Consider the following 18002-nt stretch of genomic DNA (forward strand, 5'->3'; position numbering starts at 1 on the left):
CGTGGTGAATTAACCTGCTTAGTATTGAGCAAAAAACCTTTCGGCTAAACCTCAATATTATGAGCAATGCCGTGCAATGAACAGATCAACAACACCCCCATAGCAATCAGCGCAATCTGCTGCAATGACGTCTTCATGTCGGTCTTTTTGTGCAATGACGGGATCAAATCGGCTACAGCGATATAGATAAAGCTTGAGGCCGCCAACGCCAGAAAATACGGCAAGCTGTCATGCAAATCCGCCAAACCGAAATACGCCAGCACACCGCCCAAAACCGTGGCTAAGCTGGCAAGCACGTTGTAGAAAAGCGCTTTGCTTTTGGAGTAGCCGCTGTGCAGCAAGATCGCAAAATCGCCGACTTCCTGGGGAATTTCATGCGCGGCAACAGCCAAACTGGTCACTATGCCCAAATGCGCATCGGTCAAAAACGCGGCAGCGATTAAAACCCCATCAACAAAATTATGGATGCCGTCTCCAAGAACAATCAATGCGCCGGCCGACTTGGCTATACCGTGGCTGTGGCTATGCCCGTGAGCATGTCCGTGATCCTCTTCATCGCCATGCGCCTCGCAGTTGCCGGAATGACAATGGCGCCAAATCAACAACTTTTCCAGCACGAAAAAACCGAGCACACCCGCCAAAATTGTCCCGGATAATGATTGAAACTGCTCAGGTTTGACTTCTGAGAAGGCTTCGGGGATCAAACCCCAAAAGGCAACCGCCAATAATGCGCCAATCGCAAAACTGATCCCGTGCGGCAATACCGCGGCCCTGCGCTGTTCAGACAGCAATAGAAAAACTGCGGCAGCCATAACGCTTAGCACGCCGCCAACCGCTGTAAAGATGATAATTAATACCAGTAAATCCACTACTTTATTCTCTCCAAATTAGCGTAGCCATACGCCCTGTTTGCTTATCCCGACGATAGGAATAAAAGCGCTCCTGTTCGGTGACTGTACAAAAACCGCCACCGTAAACCTTATCGATACCCCGCATAGCCAGATCGGTTCGAGCCAACTGATAAATGTCCGCCAGCCACTTACCGTTGCTCTTTTGTTTAAAGGCCGTCAGGAATGCAGCCGATTTTTCCAGAAAAGCATTACGCACTTCAGCGCCGACTTCAAAACAGTCCGGGCCGATTGCAGGCCCCAGCCAAACCAGAAAATCGCTGTTTTGCATTGCCGTCAGCGTATTGCCGATCACCCCTGCCAGCAAGCCTCGCCAGCCTGCATGAATAGCGGCCACCTCACTTCCGTCGGTCGCGCAAACCAGCAGTGGCAAACAGTCCGCCGTTAGCACCGCACAGACAACTCCGGACTCAGTCGCATAGCTGGCATCGGCTTGCTGCAAGGGTTCGGTTGCTATCGCCTGCACTGCACGATTGCTGTGGATTTGCTCCAGCCAAACCGGGTCGCCAGGCAAACCCAGCAATTCCTTAATAGTCCGCCGATTTTGCTTAACCAGATCAGCGTCATCGCCTACATGCATGGCCGGATTCAGACTGGCATAAGCCCCGCAACTGACCCCGCCGGTACGCAATGTAGTCGCCGCGTGAACATTGGCCGGCGCAGGCCAGCTCGGTGTCAGCCAGTGTTTATACCCAGAGGGCATAAGTTTCGTACGAGCAGGCAAGCTGCTCAACTCAGCTTTAATCCCGCTCATTTTCCGCCAAGGCTTCCAACAGCCGGACCATATCCTCAGGCAAGGGTTGTTCCCACTCAAGATATTCATCGGTAACAGGATGCTTTAAACCCAATTTAGCCGCATGCAAGGCTTGCCGTTTGAAACTGCGCAATTCTTTTTCCAGACGCTCACTGCAATCCGGCGGCATTTGGAAACGCCCGCCATAAACCTGGTCGCCCAGCAGCGGAAAACGAATATGCGCCATATGCACCCGGATCTGGTGGGTACGACCGGTTTCCAGCTTAACCTGAACCAGAGTATGGCGGGTAAAGCGCTGAGCAACCCGGTAATGCGTCACGGCATGCTTGCCGTTCTCCCTGACTGTATAACGCTTACGGTCGGTAGGATGCCTGCCGATAGGCTCATCGACGGTACCGCCCGCGGTCATACGGCTACGGGTAATCGCCAGATATTCGCGGGTAATCGCCCTCTCCTGCAACTGCTCGGTTAGGCTGTTATGGGCTTGCAAGGTTTTTGCAATCATCAGCAGTCCGCTGGTTTCCTTATCGATCCTGTGCACAATGCCGGCTCTGGGTAATGTTTCCAGATTGGGATCATGATTTAGCAGCGCATTCAGCAGCGTACCGTTCCAGTTCCCTACCGCCGGATGCACAACCAAGCCTGCCGGTTTGTTCACGATCAAGATGCTTTCATCTTCAAAAATAACATCCAGCGGGATTTCTTCGGCCTCAGATGTCACCACGACTTCAGGCTCGGCATCCAGTGTTATTACTTCACCGCCGTCCAGCTTGTCCTTTGGCTTTAGCGCCAAACCGTTGACCAGCACCCGACCGGCCTTAACCCACGTTTGCAGCTTACTGCGTGAATAATCTGCAAACAGCTCCGCCAACACTTGATCTAATCGCATGCCGGCCATTTCAAATGGCACTTCCGCCGTCAATCTTGTCATAACAAGTTCTTCTGATTAACCCATTGATAAGTTATACTCGCGGGATTCTCAAGCCATCTCAAGTATCGCAGTTAAATCCAGCGAGAAAACCCCTTATATTACAGCGTGTCGTTAACACTATGCGATTAATTTTAATTAAATTCTTATTTATCTGTTGTTTAGGCCTGTCTCTTCAAGGCTGCGAGACGCTTCAAAGCCTTGGCCTCGGCTCCGGCGACGATTCGGACACCGAAGACGAGTATGCCGACTGGAACGCCGGAAAGTTTCGCGATCAAGCCAAAACGGCGCTGGACAGCGGCAATTATGACAAAGCCATCAAGCTCTATGAAGCGCTTGAATCACGTTATCCTTTCGGCGACGAATCCGCTCAAACGCAGCTGGATGTTGCTTACGCTTATTATAAAAACGGTGATCCTGAGGCCGCACTTGCCGCCGCCGACCGCTTTATCAAAATCAACCCGCGCAGCTCCAGCGTCGATTATGCCTACTATCTAAAAGGCCTGGTTAATTACAATCGGGGCATAGGCTTTATCGACCGCTTCCTGCCGACCGACACGTCGCAGCGCGATCCCGGCACTGCGCGCGACGCCTATGATAATTTTGCCGAACTGATCCGCAGGTTCCCGAACAGCAAATATGTCGCCGACGCCCAACAACGCATGATTGCGCTCAAAAACAATCTGGCGATGTATGAAGTCCACGTTGCCCGTTTTTACATGAAACGCAAAGCCTATGTTGCCGCCGTCAACCGCGCGTCTACCGTCGTTGACAAATACCAACGCACTCCAGCAGTTCCTTATGCGCTGCAAATCATGCAGGAAGCCTATACTAAACTTGAACTGCCGGATCTTGCCAAAGATACCGCCCGAGTCTACGAGTTAAACTATCCGAACGGTCCGCCGGTACCCGAACATAAAGATTCGACGTTTTCGCACAAGGTTTGGGATTTTATCGGTCTGGAAAAATAGGCTAGATTTTTTAAGCACCACGAAGGCACGAAGAGCACGAAGTTTTATATTTTTTCTTTCGTGTTCTTCGTGCCTTCGTGGTGGAGCTTTTTAAGCCTCAATACAAATCCACCGGATCGACATCCAGCGACCAACGCACTTTCTTCGCCAGCTTGAGCTTTTCAATAAGCGGCATCAATAGATTGAGCAACGCATGCAGTTCCGGACGCTTATTGCTCTGGAGCAGCAATTGGTAACGGTAAAGTCCTGCCCGCCGAGCCATCGGGGCCGCAACCGGCCCTAAAATCTGGACATGGCCATTGCTATGTCCCTGCGCTAACTCCACCACCGCTTGCAAAAACAGCTGCGGCATTTCGGCATCGGTAGCCTGCACTCTTAATAACGCCTGGTAGCTGAACGGCGGTAAGGATGCTTCTTTGCGCTCCGCCAGCGCGGTTTTGGCAAAGCTGTTGTACCCTTGTCTGATCAACGTTGTTAATAAGGGATGCTCCGGCTGCCGTGTTTGCATAATGACCCGGCCGGTTTTTTCCGCACGCCCGGCGCGGCCTGAAACCTGCACGATCATTTGCGCCAGCTTTTCCGGGGCATGAAAATCAATGCTGAACAGGCCGCTATCCACATCCAGTATCGCCACCAGCGTCACATTCGGGAAATGGTGGCCTTTCGCCAGCATTTGCGTACCTAAAATAATATCCACTGCGCCCTGATTGATTTGCTGCAAATAATCTTCCAATGAACCTTTGCGCTGAGTGGAATCCCGGTCCAGGCGCACAATCACTTTGTCGGCAAATAATTCCGTCAACACTTTTTCCACGCGTTCGGTGCCCAATCCCAACGGCGTCAGTTCCCCGGTTTTGCAGGCTGGACATTGTTTAATCAGGCGCCGCTCCTGTCCGCAATGATGACACCGTAATATGCCTTCGTCATAATGAATCACCAGATTGGCGTCGCAACGCCGGCAGCGCGCAACCCAGCCGCAGCCATGACAGATCAGGGTCGGCGCAAAACCGCGCCGGTTCAGGAACAATAACACCTGCTCGTTTTTTGCCAAGGTAAGGCGCATCTCCGTAATCAGCGCTTCGGACAACCCCTCCTGCATGCGCTTGTTCCTGATATCCAACAGCTGCAACGCCGGCGCTATGGCATTTCCTGCCCTTTCCGGTAAATGCAGCAAACGGTAACGCTTGTTCTCGACATTTTGCAGACTTTCCAGCGCAGGCGTCGCAGAACCCAGCAATACCGGAATATTCAACAGCTTGCCGCGCACCACAGCGACATCGCGGGCGGAAAAACGGAAACCTTCCTGTTGCTTGAATGAGGCATCGTGTTCCTCATCGAGAATAATCAAGCCCGGATTTTTCAACGGCGTGAACAGCGCAGACCGCGTGCCCAACAAAATCGAACATTCGCCCCGCTGCATGGCAATCCAGGCGCAAGCCCGTTGCCGGTCGGTCAGCTTGGAATGGGAAATGGCGATACTGGCGTTAAACCGCTGCCGGAAACGGTCTTCGAGCTGGGGCGTCAGGGTAATTTCCGGCAACAACACCAAAACCTGCTGCCCCCGTTCCAGCACAGTCCGAATAATCTGCATATACACTTCGGTTTTGCCGCTGCCGGTCACGCCCTCCAGCAAAAAAACATCAAACTGCCCCAGGCTGTCGCATACGGCCGTTATCGCTGCTTGCTGTTGGGGATTACACAGCAGGGCATTATTCTTGATTATCGGTTCATTGCTCTTTATCCCGAGTTCCGATGCCGCAAGCTGTAGCAATTGCTTCTCTACCAGTTGCTTTACCGAAGCGCGCCAATTCGCATTCCATGCGGACAGCTCCGCTTCGGACAAACTGTTTTGATGCGCCTGAAACTTCTCCAGTACGCTTTTTTGCTTGGGCGAGCGCTTGAGCTGCCCACTATCGGCAGCCTTGCCCAGTTCTGTCAGCACATAACGTTTTTCCGTCTGAATAACGGCCGATTTGCCCTGCCGTAGCGCCACCGGAAAAGCGGCGCTGAAAACTTCCCCTAACGGGTGATGGTAATAACGGCTGGCCCAATGCAGCAGCGCCAGGTCTTTTGCCGACAACAGCGGCTTTTCGTCCAGTATCCGTTCGATGCGTTTTAATTTACCGATGTCTATATCGCTATGCTGGACGCACTCGATCAAAAAAGCGATTTTTTTGGCTTTTCCAAAAGGCACTTCCAGGCGAGTGCCCGGTTTGATATGGATTGACTCAAGCTGTTCCGGAGCTAGATAATCAAATAATCGATAGACAGGTACCGCAATTGCAACCCTGAAAATAAGCTCATTCTCGTTTTGCCACTTAGCCATAATGTTTGAATAATTTATGAGGTTTTACGCCTAAGTATTTATACGTATTCGACTATTCGAGTTACCCACAGAAGCTGTGGATAACTCTGTGTAAAAATAGTTTTCAGCCGTCCTTACTACCGGTTTTTATTAAAGTTTTTTTAACTTGAACATTTTTTACGCACGAATAATTATTACTTGTATTTCAAATACTTAGTATTGCGTGGCACAGTAAATATCAGCTGTCCTGCTATTTAAATTTTGTCTTGACTTAATGCCAATCCAATATGTGGATTTAAATTGAAAATTTGGGTGCACAACCTCACAAAGACGAATTAAATTCACCGAGGCTTAATGAATTTAATGGTCATCCTGTCGCTTTCGCCGATAGCCTGATATTTTTTCCTGTCTTTATCCTTGAGTTTTAAAGCAGGGGGCAACGTCCAGACGCCTTCGGGATAATCCTTGCTATCTTTGCTGTTGGCATTGATTTCAGATTTATCAAGGAACTCAAAGCCCGCATTTCTGGCCAGCGCAATCACATAATCCTCGCTGACATAACCGGATAAGGCCTTGGTATCCTGCGGTTTTAACGTTGAGTTTCTATGCTCCACGACGCCCAAAATCCCGCCGGGCTTTAATGCCTTATACATCGCATTAAATACGGCTGCGGCTTGATCGTCTTTCATCCAATTATGCACGTTCCGAAATGTTAAAACCCGGTCAACCGAACCATCCGGCGCTATTTGCATAAATTTTGGCGGCTGCAATACGCTTAACTCAACTTTGCCGTACACTTTCGGCTGCATTTTCAACTTGTTAACAAACTCATGCAGGTTCTTTCTAAAATACGGCTCATCGGCATCGGCTGAAAAATGCGCCGCATACAGTTTGCCGTGAGCTTTCAGATAAGGCGCTAAAATTTCCATGTACCACCCTTCGCCCGGCCAAATTTCGATCACCGTCATGTTGTCCTTGACGTCAAAAAACTCCAGCGTTTGCTGAGGATGCCGATATTTATCCCTGTTCTTATGCTCGGCAGAACGCTGCTTTCCGTCGATTGCCCGAGATAAGGCGTTTGGCTTTTCGGCAGCGTACGACAAGGAAAAACTGCTGACCATCAAAAATGCCAATAAAATCTTGTTCATGTTATTTGTTCCAATTAGGTAACTTTTTGTAGGGGAGACAATTCGCGCCGATGACGACGCTTAGCGGTTATTATCCGGGCGGATGCAACTTGCCCTTGCGGCTAAAAAGAAGCCCAATACGTCTGATTGCGCCCTCTGTCCTTAGCTTCATACAAAGCGGCGTCAGCGCGATGCAACACCATTTCCGCATTAATGTCCCCGGCCGATAGCGCGGCGGCGCCAATGCTGACCGTAATCTTCACCTGTCCTGCTTTATGGTCGATAAGGATCGCAGCAACTTGCTGACGCAGGCGTTCCGCCATGGTCATGGCGTCGTTCTTGTCCGCCCCTGTCAACAAGATAGCAAACTCTTCTCCGCCCAGTCGTGCCGGAACATCAATGGCCCGTGAGTTATTACGCACAATGTTGGCGAAGGTCTTTAATACCTCATCGCCGGTGGCGTGACCGTAACTGTCATTAACTCGCTTGAAAAAATCCAGGTCCAGCATTAACACCACGGCTACATAATGAGGTAATCGCGCCACCTTCGCCCTTTCTTGCTCCAGCCGCTCCAAAAACACGCGACGGTTGAATAATCCTGTTAATGGATCGGTACTGGCGAGCTTTTGTAACTGCGCTTCCATCGCCTTGCGCTCGGTAATATCTTCTTTAATGCCGATAAAATGAGTGATTTCGCCTGCGCCGTTTTTTACCGATGCAATGCTCAGTTCCTCATGATACAAACTGCCATCCTTGCGCTTATTAATCAGTTCTCCGCGCCAATGCCGGCCGGCCATAAGATTTGCCCACATGTCTTCATAGAAGGGTTTATCTTGTAAGCCGGATTTGATTAATTCATTCGGTTTGCTGCCTACCGCTTCTTGCGGGCTGTAACCGGTTAACCTGCCAAAAGCGGAATTAGCCCAGATAACGGTTGTCTCCCTATCGGTAATAACAATACCATTGGCCGCGGCTTCCAATGCGGCTATCAGCAAATTGTTACGCGCCTCCATTTCGGTTCTGAGCAGCGCATAACGAACCACTCGCCCTAAGCCATCATAGCCAAAATCACCCTTGACCATGTAATCCAAGGCTCCCGCCTCCAGCGCGCTCAGCGCAAAATCGGTATCTCCGCGCCCGCTAAGCACCACGATAGGAACGCCTCTCGCCATGACTCGCGCGCTATGAACGGTCGCCAAGCCCTCTGAATCAGGTAATGACAGATCCAGCAGCATCACATCAAAAGGCAAGGTAGCCAAACATTGCTGCGCTTCAATCAGTGATTGAGCCCAAGTCACATCAAAACGCGCGCACTGCGCTTGTTTCAATTTCATTTTTACCAGATGCGCATCGCCGGCCTCGTCTTCGACCAGCAGCACCCGAATCCCTTCAGCGCGGTTCATGGCTTGCAATCCTGCGGCAATCGCACCAGACCAAACCAATACTCGCCAATCTGCCGGATAGCTTTAAAATACTGCGGCATATCCACCGGCTTGGTAACATAACTGGCCGCGCCGAGCTGATAAGAACAGGCTACGTCTTTTTCAACATTGGATGTCGTCAGCACCACGACAGGAATGCTTTTATAGCGTTCATCGGCCTTGATAACAGCCAAAAATTCGCTGCCGTTCATGCGCGGCATATTCAGGTCGAGAAAAATCAAATCAGGGCGCGGCGCATCGGCATATTTTGCTGTCCTGTTTAAAAAATCCAGTCCCTCGCGCCCGTCAACGACATGATGCAGATTCGCCGGCACCTTACCTTCTTTTAATGCCATCCTGACCAAATAGGCATCCGAGGGCTCATCTTCCAACAGCAAAATCTCAGCGGAATGAGCATTAACAGGGTCGTTCATTAGAAACATCTCTTGTAAATTGGTTCACGGCTGCATGCACAGAACGATCGCATAACCCGGCATTTATCCAGGCAAATCAAATAAAACGGTAGTGCCGCCGCCCGGCGTTTCGTGCAATGTCACCGAACCGCCGCAACTTTCAACAATACGTCGAACAATAGCCAGGCCGATGCCGGTGGAATTTTGATCTTCATGCACCTGCAAGCGCTCAAATACCCCAAAAACACGCTCCCGATATTCTTCCGGAATACCGATACCGTTATCCGCAACGCGATAGATCACCCGCCCCGCTTTCAATTTTCCGCTGATCCGTACATGCGGTGCAAGCTCAGGATGACGATAGCTCAAGGCATTATCCAACAAAATATTGAAAATATCTTTCAGGCGGGGACGGTCAATACAAACCGGAGGTATGCCATTGTAATCCACCTGCGCCCCCGTTTCACGCATTAGCGATGCCCGTTGCTTCAGCAGATTGGCAATAACCTCCGATACAGCAATTTTTATGGTGGGGCTGCGCGGCTGATCGGCGGCAAGATACAGTTGAATGTCGCGTACCAGCGCGCTCTGCCGCCCCGCGCCTTGTTGAATGAAGTGCAATGAAGCTATGGCCTCTTCGCTTAACTGTTCTGTTGGTATCTGCGCTTGCAAGCTTTGCACAAAACTCATCAGCCGCCGCGCGGGTTCTTGCAGATGGTGTGCGGCAATATGCGTAAATTGATGCAATTCTTCATGGGCACGCGCCAGCTTATTTTCTATTTGCTTGCGCTCTGTGATGTCCACACACGAGCCTATATAGCCGAGAAAGTTCTTATCATCGGCAAAGCAGGGAACGCCGGTATCGAACAACCAGCGGTATTCGCCGTCATAGCGGCGCAAACGGTATTCCATCGAAAAGCTTGCCCGCCGGTCGAAGGCCGTTTCATACACATCAAGACAATACTGATGATCATCAGGATGTACGTATTCAGCCCAACCGCTGCCTTGCTCCTGCTCCAGAGTGTGGCCGGTAAATTCCAGCCAAACCTTATTGAAGTAATAACAGAGCTTATCGGTGCCCGACTGCCAGATCAGCACCGGCGCAGAGTCCGCCAGCTTACGGAAGCGTTGTTCGCTCTCACGCACGCGCGCAGTCAGGTCTTCAGCCATTTTAGCAGCGTTGACACGCATGTTGAGATAGGAGCGCAACAGCAAAAACAGCAGCAAACTGCTAAAGACTCCGGCACTCAGAATGATCCACGTCTTGCTGTAATCAGTACTGCCCTGCGTGCCGGTAATCTGCTCGAACTGCAATGTCCACACCGTACCATTAAAGTCGGTTGTTATTTCCCTGATGGACGAGGGCTTGGCGGTCTCAACATAAGACTGTTCAGTATTGCTATAAAGCAACTTGTCCGCTTGCACAGTGGGTCCGTCATAAACGCGGAAATGCGCATGCGTTTGTGTCTTGCCGTCAAAATCCGGCACCAGCTTGTCGAGCAAATCGCCCATGCGAAAAGGGCTGTACACCCAACCCAGCAATGCAGCCCGACGCTGCTCAACAGTATCGACAGGCCGGTTTTTTTGATAAACAGGCACATACATCAAGGTTCCCGCCTGCACATTCTCAGTCATTTCCTGAACCAGGGTCACTTTCCCCGACAAACTGACCCGATTTTCGTCCCGCGCCTGTTCCATTGCCGCACGGCGCACCGGTTCGGAATACATGTCAAAGCCAAAAGCGCGTAAATTAAGCCCGGTAAACGGTTCCAGATAGATGATAGAGGTGTAAGCGTCGCGCTTACCTTCCGGGCGCACCGCGTACTCAGGAAAACCTTCGGCGCGTAGTTGCGCTTGGTGTGCGGACAATGTCTTGGCCGGAATCCAGGCTGAAAAACCCAAGCCCTGAATGCCGTTAAAATGTTCATCGCTGCTTAGGCGCCGGACATAATTACGCCACTCGCTGCGCGTTACGTCTTCTGATGAATCGAACAGCGCTGCGGCGCCCAACAATGTTTGCTTATGCGCATCCAGCCGCGCCGCTATTTTTAGCTGGGCTTCATCACAATAAAAAGTAAACTTGCGATATTCATCCCGCTCTATGTCGAGCTTTATCCAATAGCCAGCCACCCCCGTTCCGAGCAGACTGATTAACAACACCGCCCAGGGCAGTATGATTCGCGCATAGTGTTTGGCGACTAATTCCATAGGATTGACCATATTTCTATGCCGTATTTACCGCATTCACAGCGGGCAATTCAAACCAGAACAGACAGCCCTGCCCTTCGCCCGCCGATTCCACGCCGATAGTGCCGCCATGATGCTCGACAATCTTGCGGCACAAAGCCAAACCGACGCCGGTGCCTTCAAAGCGGCTGCGCGCCTGCAAACGCGAAAATACCTTGAACAGCCGATTCATTTGGCTCGGCTCGATACCGATGCCGTGATCGCGCACTTCAACCCGTAATAATCCGGCGCAGACCGTTCCATGAACCTGGACCTTGGGCGGTTGATGATCTTCATGATATTTAAGCGCATTGCCGATCAGGTTTTGCAACAGGCGCGTTAATTCGTCACCGCTGGCAAACAATTCGGGCCAATCGCCCGTCACTTGGATGTCCCCGCCGCAGGCATTGAGCTCAGGATTAAGAAAAGCCAGTGCTTCGTCTAAAGCGTCTCTACTGCTCAGCAGTGTTTTAGCTTCAAATTTTCGCCCAACCCGAGAATAATCCAGCAACGATAAAATCATCGCGTCCATGCGTTTTGCACCGCTAACCGCGAAATCAAGAAACTGCTGCGTTTCTTCATCCAACTGCCCGATCAATGCGTTTTCGATCAGCGATAAATAGCTGGTGACCATGCGTAACGGCTGGCGCATGTCATGGGATACCGCATAAGCGAATTGCTCCAGCTCTGCGTTGGATCGGGTGAGTTCGGCCTCGATTTGTTTGCGCAGGGTAATATCGTACAGCACGGCCAAATATAATCTTTCACCATTATGATTAATCACCGCTGCAGCCAACAGCACGGTTTTAATGCTATTGTCCTTACAACGAATAGCCACTTCCATAGGCGGGGAGCCAGCCTGTAACTGCTTGGCTTTTGCCAGCGTCTTTTGCCAATTAGACTCGGCCCAATGCCGGTAATCCGGGGCCGGGCAGGCTTTCGCCCACCAGTCTGCCAGCGTTGGAATATCATCTACGGTGTAGCCAAAGGTTTGCACAAACTCTTGATTCAGGAAGGTAATGTTGAACTGCCCATCATTCAATGCCATCGGCACCGGTGAAACATCGATAATCAGACGAAATTTCGCCTCGCTGTTTTTTAGCTCATCTTCCATGGCCTTGTGCTCGGTGATGTCGCGGGCGGCGGCGAACATGCCAAGTACATTGCCATTGTCGTCACGGTAGACGCTGGCGTTATAGAGCACGTCGGTGACTTTGCCGGACACATGGCGAATAGCCAGCGGATAATCAGTCACAAACCCTTGCGAAAACACTTGCTGATAGCCGGCGCGCGCTTTTTCAGGATCGGTGAAATAAGCTGCAAAATCGCTGCCGACCATGCTGTCCCGGCTAATGCCCGTCACCTGCTCGGCGGCGGTGTTGGCATCGGTGATCTTGCCGGTTGCACTGACCGTCATCAACGGATCCAAGCTCGCTTCAATCAGGCTGCGAGCGTATTGAGAGGCGGCTTGGGCAGTTTCTTCCGCTTTTTTGCGCTCGGTGATGTTTTTATGACTGATTACCACGCCCGGTTGCGAGCCTTGTAACGGCAATGCCGTCATCTGGAACCAACGTTTCTCCATGAGCGAGTGGCACGGGTACTCCAGATGGAATATCTCCCGTTCCCCCCCAAGCACTTCCATTACGCCGGCTAAAGAGTCATTTGCCTCAGCGCCGCAGGATTGACACATGCAGACGTCCAGATAATTACACCCTACCATATCGTAACCGGACTCCGACAAGCCATTTTCTCTGGCAAACTGGCACCATGCGTCGTTGACGGCAACGATGACGCCTTGCGCATCCAGCACGGCGATATGCGAACTCAACGAATTAAGTATGCTGGCGTTAAAGGCATCGCTGTTGCGAAGTTTTTCTTCCATCTGCTTGCGCTCGGTAATGTCGCGAACATAAGCGCTAAAAGAATATTCCCCCTGCCGTTCCAATGCATTGACAGTCAGCTCTATCGGGAGTTCCAAAGCGTTGGCATGCAAGGCCATGGTCTCCAAACGCGTGCCGATAATGTTCGCTGTACCGGTCGCCATAAATCGCGATAAACCTCGCCGATGTTGTTCCCGATAAGCCGAAGGAATGATTAAACCTGCCAATTCGCGTCCTAGTGCCTGCTCGGCGGAATACCCGAAAATATGCTCGGCTCGACTATTCCAGGCTGTTATGTTGCCGTTTCGGTCCATGCCAATCATTCCATCCAGCGCTGAATCCACCAGCATCTGCGTACGCTCGACATTTTCTTGTAACGCAACATTAGCGGCGCGCAATGCTTCCTCGGCCGTTTTTCTTTGTTGTATCTCCGCTTGCAGCTGTGCAGCACTGGGTAATGATAAGGCGCGGGGAATAATCCTCCACATCGACACCGCGGTGGCAACCGAAAAAATCGCCGTAAACCCTTTAAACCAACCATCCAGCCAATATAGCGGTACCCAGATCATGATAACCGCCAGCAAATGCATGGTGCCGCAGGCAACAATAAAGCCGGCAATCATGGCAATCAACCATGAATAAGGCACATCTTTACGCTGCCGTATAAAATAAACCAGCATCATTGGAATGGAATAAAAAGAAAGCGTCATCAGCAGGTCTGTGATGACGTTTAACCAAAGTAATACGGGACTCCACGACAGGCAATAGCCATGCGGAATCAGGCCTTTAAGGCCCAAAAGGTCGATCAGTGATTGCATGTATCAGGTATGGGATGAAGTGGATTTTCCGGATGGCCTTAACGCCCGTATGCTTTGGTAAATAATGGGGTATCCCAACACCAATGCCTTAGCGATCCGTCTCTTTATAATTCCAGATTTGCAGCAGGCTTAGCGTTGCCAGCATCAAAAAGGCCAGCAATGTCCAGGCGGGCATGCTGAAACCCAGCAGAGTCCAATCCACCTTGGCGCAATCGCCGGTACCGCTGAGCATTAACTTGACTGTTTCAGACAAGGGGAAGTTTTGCATCACATAGTCCAGGCCGGGACCGCATTCCGGCACCTTATCGGCAGGCAAATGCTGTATCCAGACATGCCGGGTTGAAATTGCCGCGCCGCACAAAGCCGTTACTGCGCCTAAAACGGCATAAGCCTTGGTGCCGGCCGGCCCCGGATTGTGGAGGACCGCGCTTAAAAAAACCAGACCCGTCAGCAGAATGGCGATGCGCTGGGAAATGCATAAGGGACAAGGATCAAGACCTTGAACGAATTGAAAATAAGCACCCATCGACAACAAAAACACGCAACCGAGAAAGCCCAGGAAAAACCAGATTCGCGAATTAAATTTTAACAATTCCAACATGATTGACTGCCTTTATAAAAAATTTATTGTATCTATTGAACTAAATTAATAGAACACGGCTGGTTCGAGGCGAAGACTGAAAGGCAACAGACGAAAGCCTGTTTATCCGTATTCTTCAAAACCAATCCATATAAGCTTGTAGTTCCCAAGCGTCTGAGGCTGTGAAAGTATTCGGTTTAAGAGACTTACCACGAAGGATACAGAGAGCACGGAGTTTTGAATATATTGAATTAATAGAATTATTTCCTCCGTGTCCTCGGCAACTGCTCCTGCGTTGCCTACAGGGATGTAGGTACTCAGCGTGAGCAGGAGCGGAAGCTGCGCCTAAAAGCGCCTACTTTCGGTGCTCTCGGCAATTGCTCCCTGCATTGCTCTACCTCCTGCATAACCCACAGGGATGTGGGGAATGCAGATTTTGCATGGAGCAAAATATCTGCCCTTGCAGTCGTTCGTGTTCTCTGTGCTAAATAATTCTCTCAGCTTGATTTGGATAATACTTTCACAGTCACCCCGGCTTCTACCTGGCCCCCAAACAGGAGCTTGGGGACTCGCGTACACTGCCTTTATAAAAGCTATTATTCTATCTACCGATTATTGACAAGCCTGTACATCCCATCCAGCACCAGCGAATTAGGGCTGACCACCCCGATAATCTTATTATTCTCAATCACCGGCGCCCTGACCAGATTATAGTCGGCAAACAAGCGCGAACAATAGCGGATGTCCATGTCCGGATGCACCGAAATCACCGGTTTATTCATAATTTCATAAACGTTAATCCGATCCGGCGCACGATCTTTCGCCAATACATGCCGCGCAATATCGCCGGAATTAATCATGCCGTATTCGTCGTCGTCATGGCGCTTATTGACGATAAGCACCGATGTTTTAAACGATTTCATCTTTTTCAGGGCATCTTCTACGGTTGCAATGCCGTCGATAGTAGCGAAGTCGCTTTTCATCACATCCCTGACCCGAATTAAAATGCGTGGTTCAATCATATTTTATCCTCAATTTCCTGGGTTAATTTTTCAACCTGATGCATAACGCCAACGGCATCCTCAACATCAATCTGAATCGCAATGCCGGTACCGGGCTTGTCATCGAATTGCGCGACCTTGGCGATAGCTTCCAGAATATGCCGGCTGAGATGTTCTTCGACCAGCAACAACAACACATCGCGCTGAACTTCCAAGGTCAAGCCGAAAAAAGTCTTCGATTGTTTCATGCCTTCGCCACGGGCATTATTGACTACGGTTGCGCCTTTAGCGCCGTTCTCCCGGGCAGTCTCCAGCACCAGGTCAGTCTTGTCATCCTCGACAAATACGATAATTAATTTGAAATGCATGGTGTTCCTCAGGTTTTGGGTGGAAGACTGTCTTTGTTACGCCATTGTGCAATTTGCGCGTAGCCCAAAACGGCAATGACGGGAAATAAACTGGCAAAGGCGATCAAACCGAAGCCATCCAGTAACGGGTTGCGGCCGGGCACGGCAGCGGCCAGCCCCAAGCCCAATGCGGTAACCAGCGGCACGGTAACCATCGATGTCGTTACCGCGCCCGAATCATAGGCCAGACCGATAATCAGTTTAGGCGCGAACCGGGTTTGTATCATGACGATGATATAGCCTCCGATAATATATAAATAAAGTTCCGAACCGGTAACGATCCGAAAGGTGCCGAGAGCGAGACCGAAACCCACGCCGATCGCAACAGAAATTCTTAAGCCCCAAGCCCGGATCGTGCCGGCTGAAATTTGTTCGGCTTTAAGGGCGACAGCAAGCAGGGAGGGTTCGGCCAACGCGGTTGCAAAGCCAATGCTGGCGGCAAAAATATAGACCCAGCAATACGATTGCCAGGCGACCGCCTGTGCAACAGGATCGATACCCAAAAAATCAGGCGTGGTCAACTGCGATGCCATCAGACTTCCCAGCGGAAACAATGCTAAATCCAGCCCTTCCAGAAAGAAAACAATACCCAGCAAGACATAGAAGAAACCGATAATAGTTTTTCTGGGGTGAGGTAAAGGCTTGCGGATTACCAACAGCTGGAATCCAATGATAGTGCCGACGATCGGTAAAATATCTCGACAGGTTTCCAACAACTTCAGCGCAAAATGCATTAACCAGTCGAACATAATGACGACAACCGGAAAAACATCGCGACCGATTGCCAACAGCTCCAGTGCAAAATGCGTTAGCCAGTCGATCATATCGCCATTCCGTAAGCCATCACAAAAATCGCCGGCATCAAAGACGCCAAGACCACAAGACCGAAACCGTCGGTTATCGGGTTGCGGCCTTTGATTGAGGTCGCCAAACCGACGCCCAGCGCAGTCACCAGAGGAACGGTAATGCTCGACGTAGCGATGCCGCCGGAATCATAGGCAATGCCGATGATCTCGACAGGTGCGAAAGGCGTCATGACGGCAATACAAACATAAGCGAAGAAAACCGGGTAATACACCGGCCAGCCCCGGATAATTCTCAAAACGCCGACCAGAATAGCCAGACCGATAGACAACGCAACGGTTATGCGCAGCCCTAGCGCATAACCGGCCTTTGCCGTATCGGTTTGTTCTATCAGCTTGCCATTACTGGCGATGGTTGCGGCTTTTTCGGCAACCGCGATCAGCGCCGGTTCGGCGATTGCAGCGCCAAATCCCAGGCAGAAAGCGAAGGTCAACAGCCAAAATAAACTGCCTTTGCGGGCAAACGCATAAGCCATCGACTCTCCGAGCGGGAATAAGCTTTGCTCAAGCCCTTGAATAAACAGAGTAAGACCAAGAATAACGAACAGAGCGCCACCGATTAAACTGCCGACGTCGGGAATAGGTTGCCGGATAATCAACACCTGGAATACCAAGACAACCGCAAGAATAGGCGCCAGGTCTAAAAAACCGCTGAACAGTTGCTTAATAAATGGGTTGTTAGACATTCAATCTCTTTATCTGGTTTTTTAAGGGTTTTTGCTGCAAATCCGGTATCGCAACAATTTTCAGGCGCTTTGAAATGCAAGCTCCGAACCGGAAACTTATACTCAGGCGCTTATTTAATCATATTTTCCGGTAATTCAATTCTTACTGTACCCGACATTCCGCGGTAAATACAAAACCAATGCCCTGCTCAGTGTTGTCGGCGCCGCCAATCTGGCCGTGGCTTATGCCGAAGAAGCCGACTTGAGCCGCTTGCAGCCGGGCGCGGAAGGCCTGTTTTACCCGGACGGGGCTGACCTGCCGGCATTCCCGGTGCGGGTGCTCAGCATTGACCGGGCCGGCGCCCGGCAACTGACGCTGGTGGAACTCGCCTCCCGTTATGGGGGAGCCATCGCGGTCCGCGAAGATGAGCAGCACCGGTTGATTCCTGAACAAGGCGTTTACCGCCTGCTGTTGCAAGCCGCAAATACCGTATCCGCGCAGCCCATTACCGTGCGCGGCCGACTGGCGTTGAGCACGCCGCCGGAAAGTCTGGCCGGGCGCCTGGTGCGTTCGGCGATGGCGATATTGATCAGGGAAAGCGGCTGGTAGGGAGCGCCGTGCGCGCCTTTTCAATTTGAATCTGACCGGGATTTATATCTAAAAACTCTGGCTTAATCAGCCGACCCAACGGGAACAACGCCATTTCCAGGCTTTTTGGAAAGCATGCAATACCG

At 51.0% G+C, this 18002-nt stretch carries 16 protein-coding genes; 2 read left to right on the top strand and 14 right to left on the bottom strand.

The window, feature by feature from the left end:
* Positions 1-44: 44 nt before the first annotated feature.
* The 3 genes from M0R47_RS11105 to rluD are packed head-to-tail and all read right to left on the bottom strand — an operon-like array spanning position 45 to position 2593.
* Positions 45-869 (bottom strand): ZIP family metal transporter, encoded by an 825-nt coding sequence (locus M0R47_RS11105; RefSeq protein WP_292554472.1) that lies wholly within the window; start codon positions 867-869, stop codon positions 45-47.
* Between the two features lie 4 nt (positions 870-873).
* Entirely contained in the window at positions 874-1611 is a 738-nt protein-coding gene (gene pgeF / locus M0R47_RS11110) for a peptidoglycan editing factor PgeF (protein ID WP_292554474.1), read from the bottom strand.
* A 37-nt stretch (positions 1612-1648) separates the two neighbouring features.
* Entirely contained in the window at positions 1649-2593 is a 945-nt protein-coding gene (gene rluD / locus M0R47_RS11115; RefSeq protein WP_292554477.1) for a 23S rRNA pseudouridine(1911/1915/1917) synthase RluD, read from the bottom strand.
* A 119-nt stretch (positions 2594-2712) separates the two neighbouring features.
* Between rluD and M0R47_RS11120 the strand changes: the two genes are divergently transcribed.
* On the top strand, positions 2713-3561 hold the full coding sequence (locus M0R47_RS11120) for an outer membrane protein assembly factor BamD (protein ID WP_292554480.1): 849 nt from the start codon (positions 2713-2715) through the stop codon (positions 3559-3561).
* A gap of 97 nt (positions 3562-3658) precedes the next feature.
* Here the strand turns inward: M0R47_RS11120 and M0R47_RS11125 are convergent, their stop codons facing one another.
* The 11 genes from M0R47_RS11125 to M0R47_RS11175 all read right to left on the bottom strand — a co-directional run bounded on the left by M0R47_RS11125 (position 3659) and on the right by M0R47_RS11175 (position 17288).
* Positions 3659-5887 carry a primosomal protein N' gene (locus tag M0R47_RS11125; protein WP_292554483.1) on the bottom strand — a complete coding sequence of 743 codons (2229 nt, stop codon included), beginning with the start codon at positions 5885-5887 and terminating at the stop codon, positions 3659-3661.
* Positions 5888-6207: 320 nt separating this feature from the next.
* Positions 6208-7014 carry a methyltransferase gene (locus M0R47_RS11130; protein ID WP_292554486.1) on the bottom strand — a complete coding sequence of 269 codons (807 nt, stop codon included), beginning with the start codon at positions 7012-7014 and terminating at the stop codon, positions 6208-6210.
* A gap of 101 nt (positions 7015-7115) precedes the next feature.
* Positions 7116-8396, bottom strand: coding sequence for a diguanylate cyclase (locus M0R47_RS11135; RefSeq protein ID WP_292554488.1), 1281 nt, complete (start codon positions 8394-8396; stop codon positions 7116-7118).
* On the bottom strand, positions 8393-8848 hold the full coding sequence (locus M0R47_RS11140; RefSeq protein WP_292554492.1) for a response regulator: 456 nt from the start codon (positions 8846-8848) through the stop codon (positions 8393-8395). The genes M0R47_RS11135 and M0R47_RS11140 overlap by 4 nt, the downstream gene beginning before the upstream one ends.
* A 63-nt stretch (positions 8849-8911) precedes the next feature.
* On the bottom strand, positions 8912-11047 hold the full coding sequence (locus M0R47_RS11145; RefSeq protein WP_292554495.1) for a CHASE domain-containing protein: 2136 nt from the start codon (positions 11045-11047) through the stop codon (positions 8912-8914).
* 4 nt (positions 11048-11051) lie between these two features.
* Positions 11052-13751 (bottom strand): PAS domain S-box protein, encoded by a 2700-nt coding sequence (locus M0R47_RS11150; RefSeq protein WP_292554498.1) that lies wholly within the window; start codon positions 13749-13751, stop codon positions 11052-11054.
* Positions 13752-13839: 88 nt separating this feature from the next.
* Positions 13840-14343 carry a disulfide bond formation protein B gene (locus tag M0R47_RS11155; RefSeq protein ID WP_292554554.1) on the bottom strand — a complete coding sequence of 168 codons (504 nt, stop codon included), beginning with the start codon at positions 14341-14343 and terminating at the stop codon, positions 13840-13842.
* A 593-nt stretch (positions 14344-14936) separates the two neighbouring features.
* On the bottom strand, positions 14937-15353 hold the full coding sequence (locus tag M0R47_RS11160; RefSeq protein ID WP_292554500.1) for a CBS domain-containing protein: 417 nt from the start codon (positions 15351-15353) through the stop codon (positions 14937-14939).
* Positions 15350-15700, bottom strand: coding sequence for a P-II family nitrogen regulator (locus M0R47_RS11165; protein WP_292554502.1), 351 nt, complete (start codon positions 15698-15700; stop codon positions 15350-15352). The genes M0R47_RS11160 and M0R47_RS11165 overlap by 4 nt, the downstream gene beginning before the upstream one ends.
* Positions 15701-15708: 8 nt before the next feature.
* On the bottom strand, positions 15709-16488 hold the full coding sequence (locus tag M0R47_RS11170; protein WP_292554557.1) for a DUF1538 domain-containing protein: 780 nt from the start codon (positions 16486-16488) through the stop codon (positions 15709-15711).
* 71 nt (positions 16489-16559) lie between these two features.
* Complete coding sequence (locus M0R47_RS11175; protein WP_292554505.1) at positions 16560-17288, bottom strand: DUF1538 domain-containing protein; 729 nt, start codon at positions 17286-17288, stop codon at positions 16560-16562.
* A gap of 217 nt (positions 17289-17505) precedes the next feature.
* Here M0R47_RS11175 and M0R47_RS11180 point away from each other — a divergent pair, with 217 nt between their 5' ends.
* Positions 17506-17877: a hypothetical protein gene (locus M0R47_RS11180; protein ID WP_292554508.1), complete on the top strand. Its 372-nt coding sequence runs from the start codon at positions 17506-17508 to the stop codon at positions 17875-17877.
* The last annotated feature ends 125 nt before the right edge of the window (positions 17878-18002 follow it).

The organism is Methylobacter sp. (assembly GCF_023227905.1).
GTDB lineage: Bacteria > Pseudomonadota > Gammaproteobacteria > Methylococcales > Methylomonadaceae > Methylobacter_A.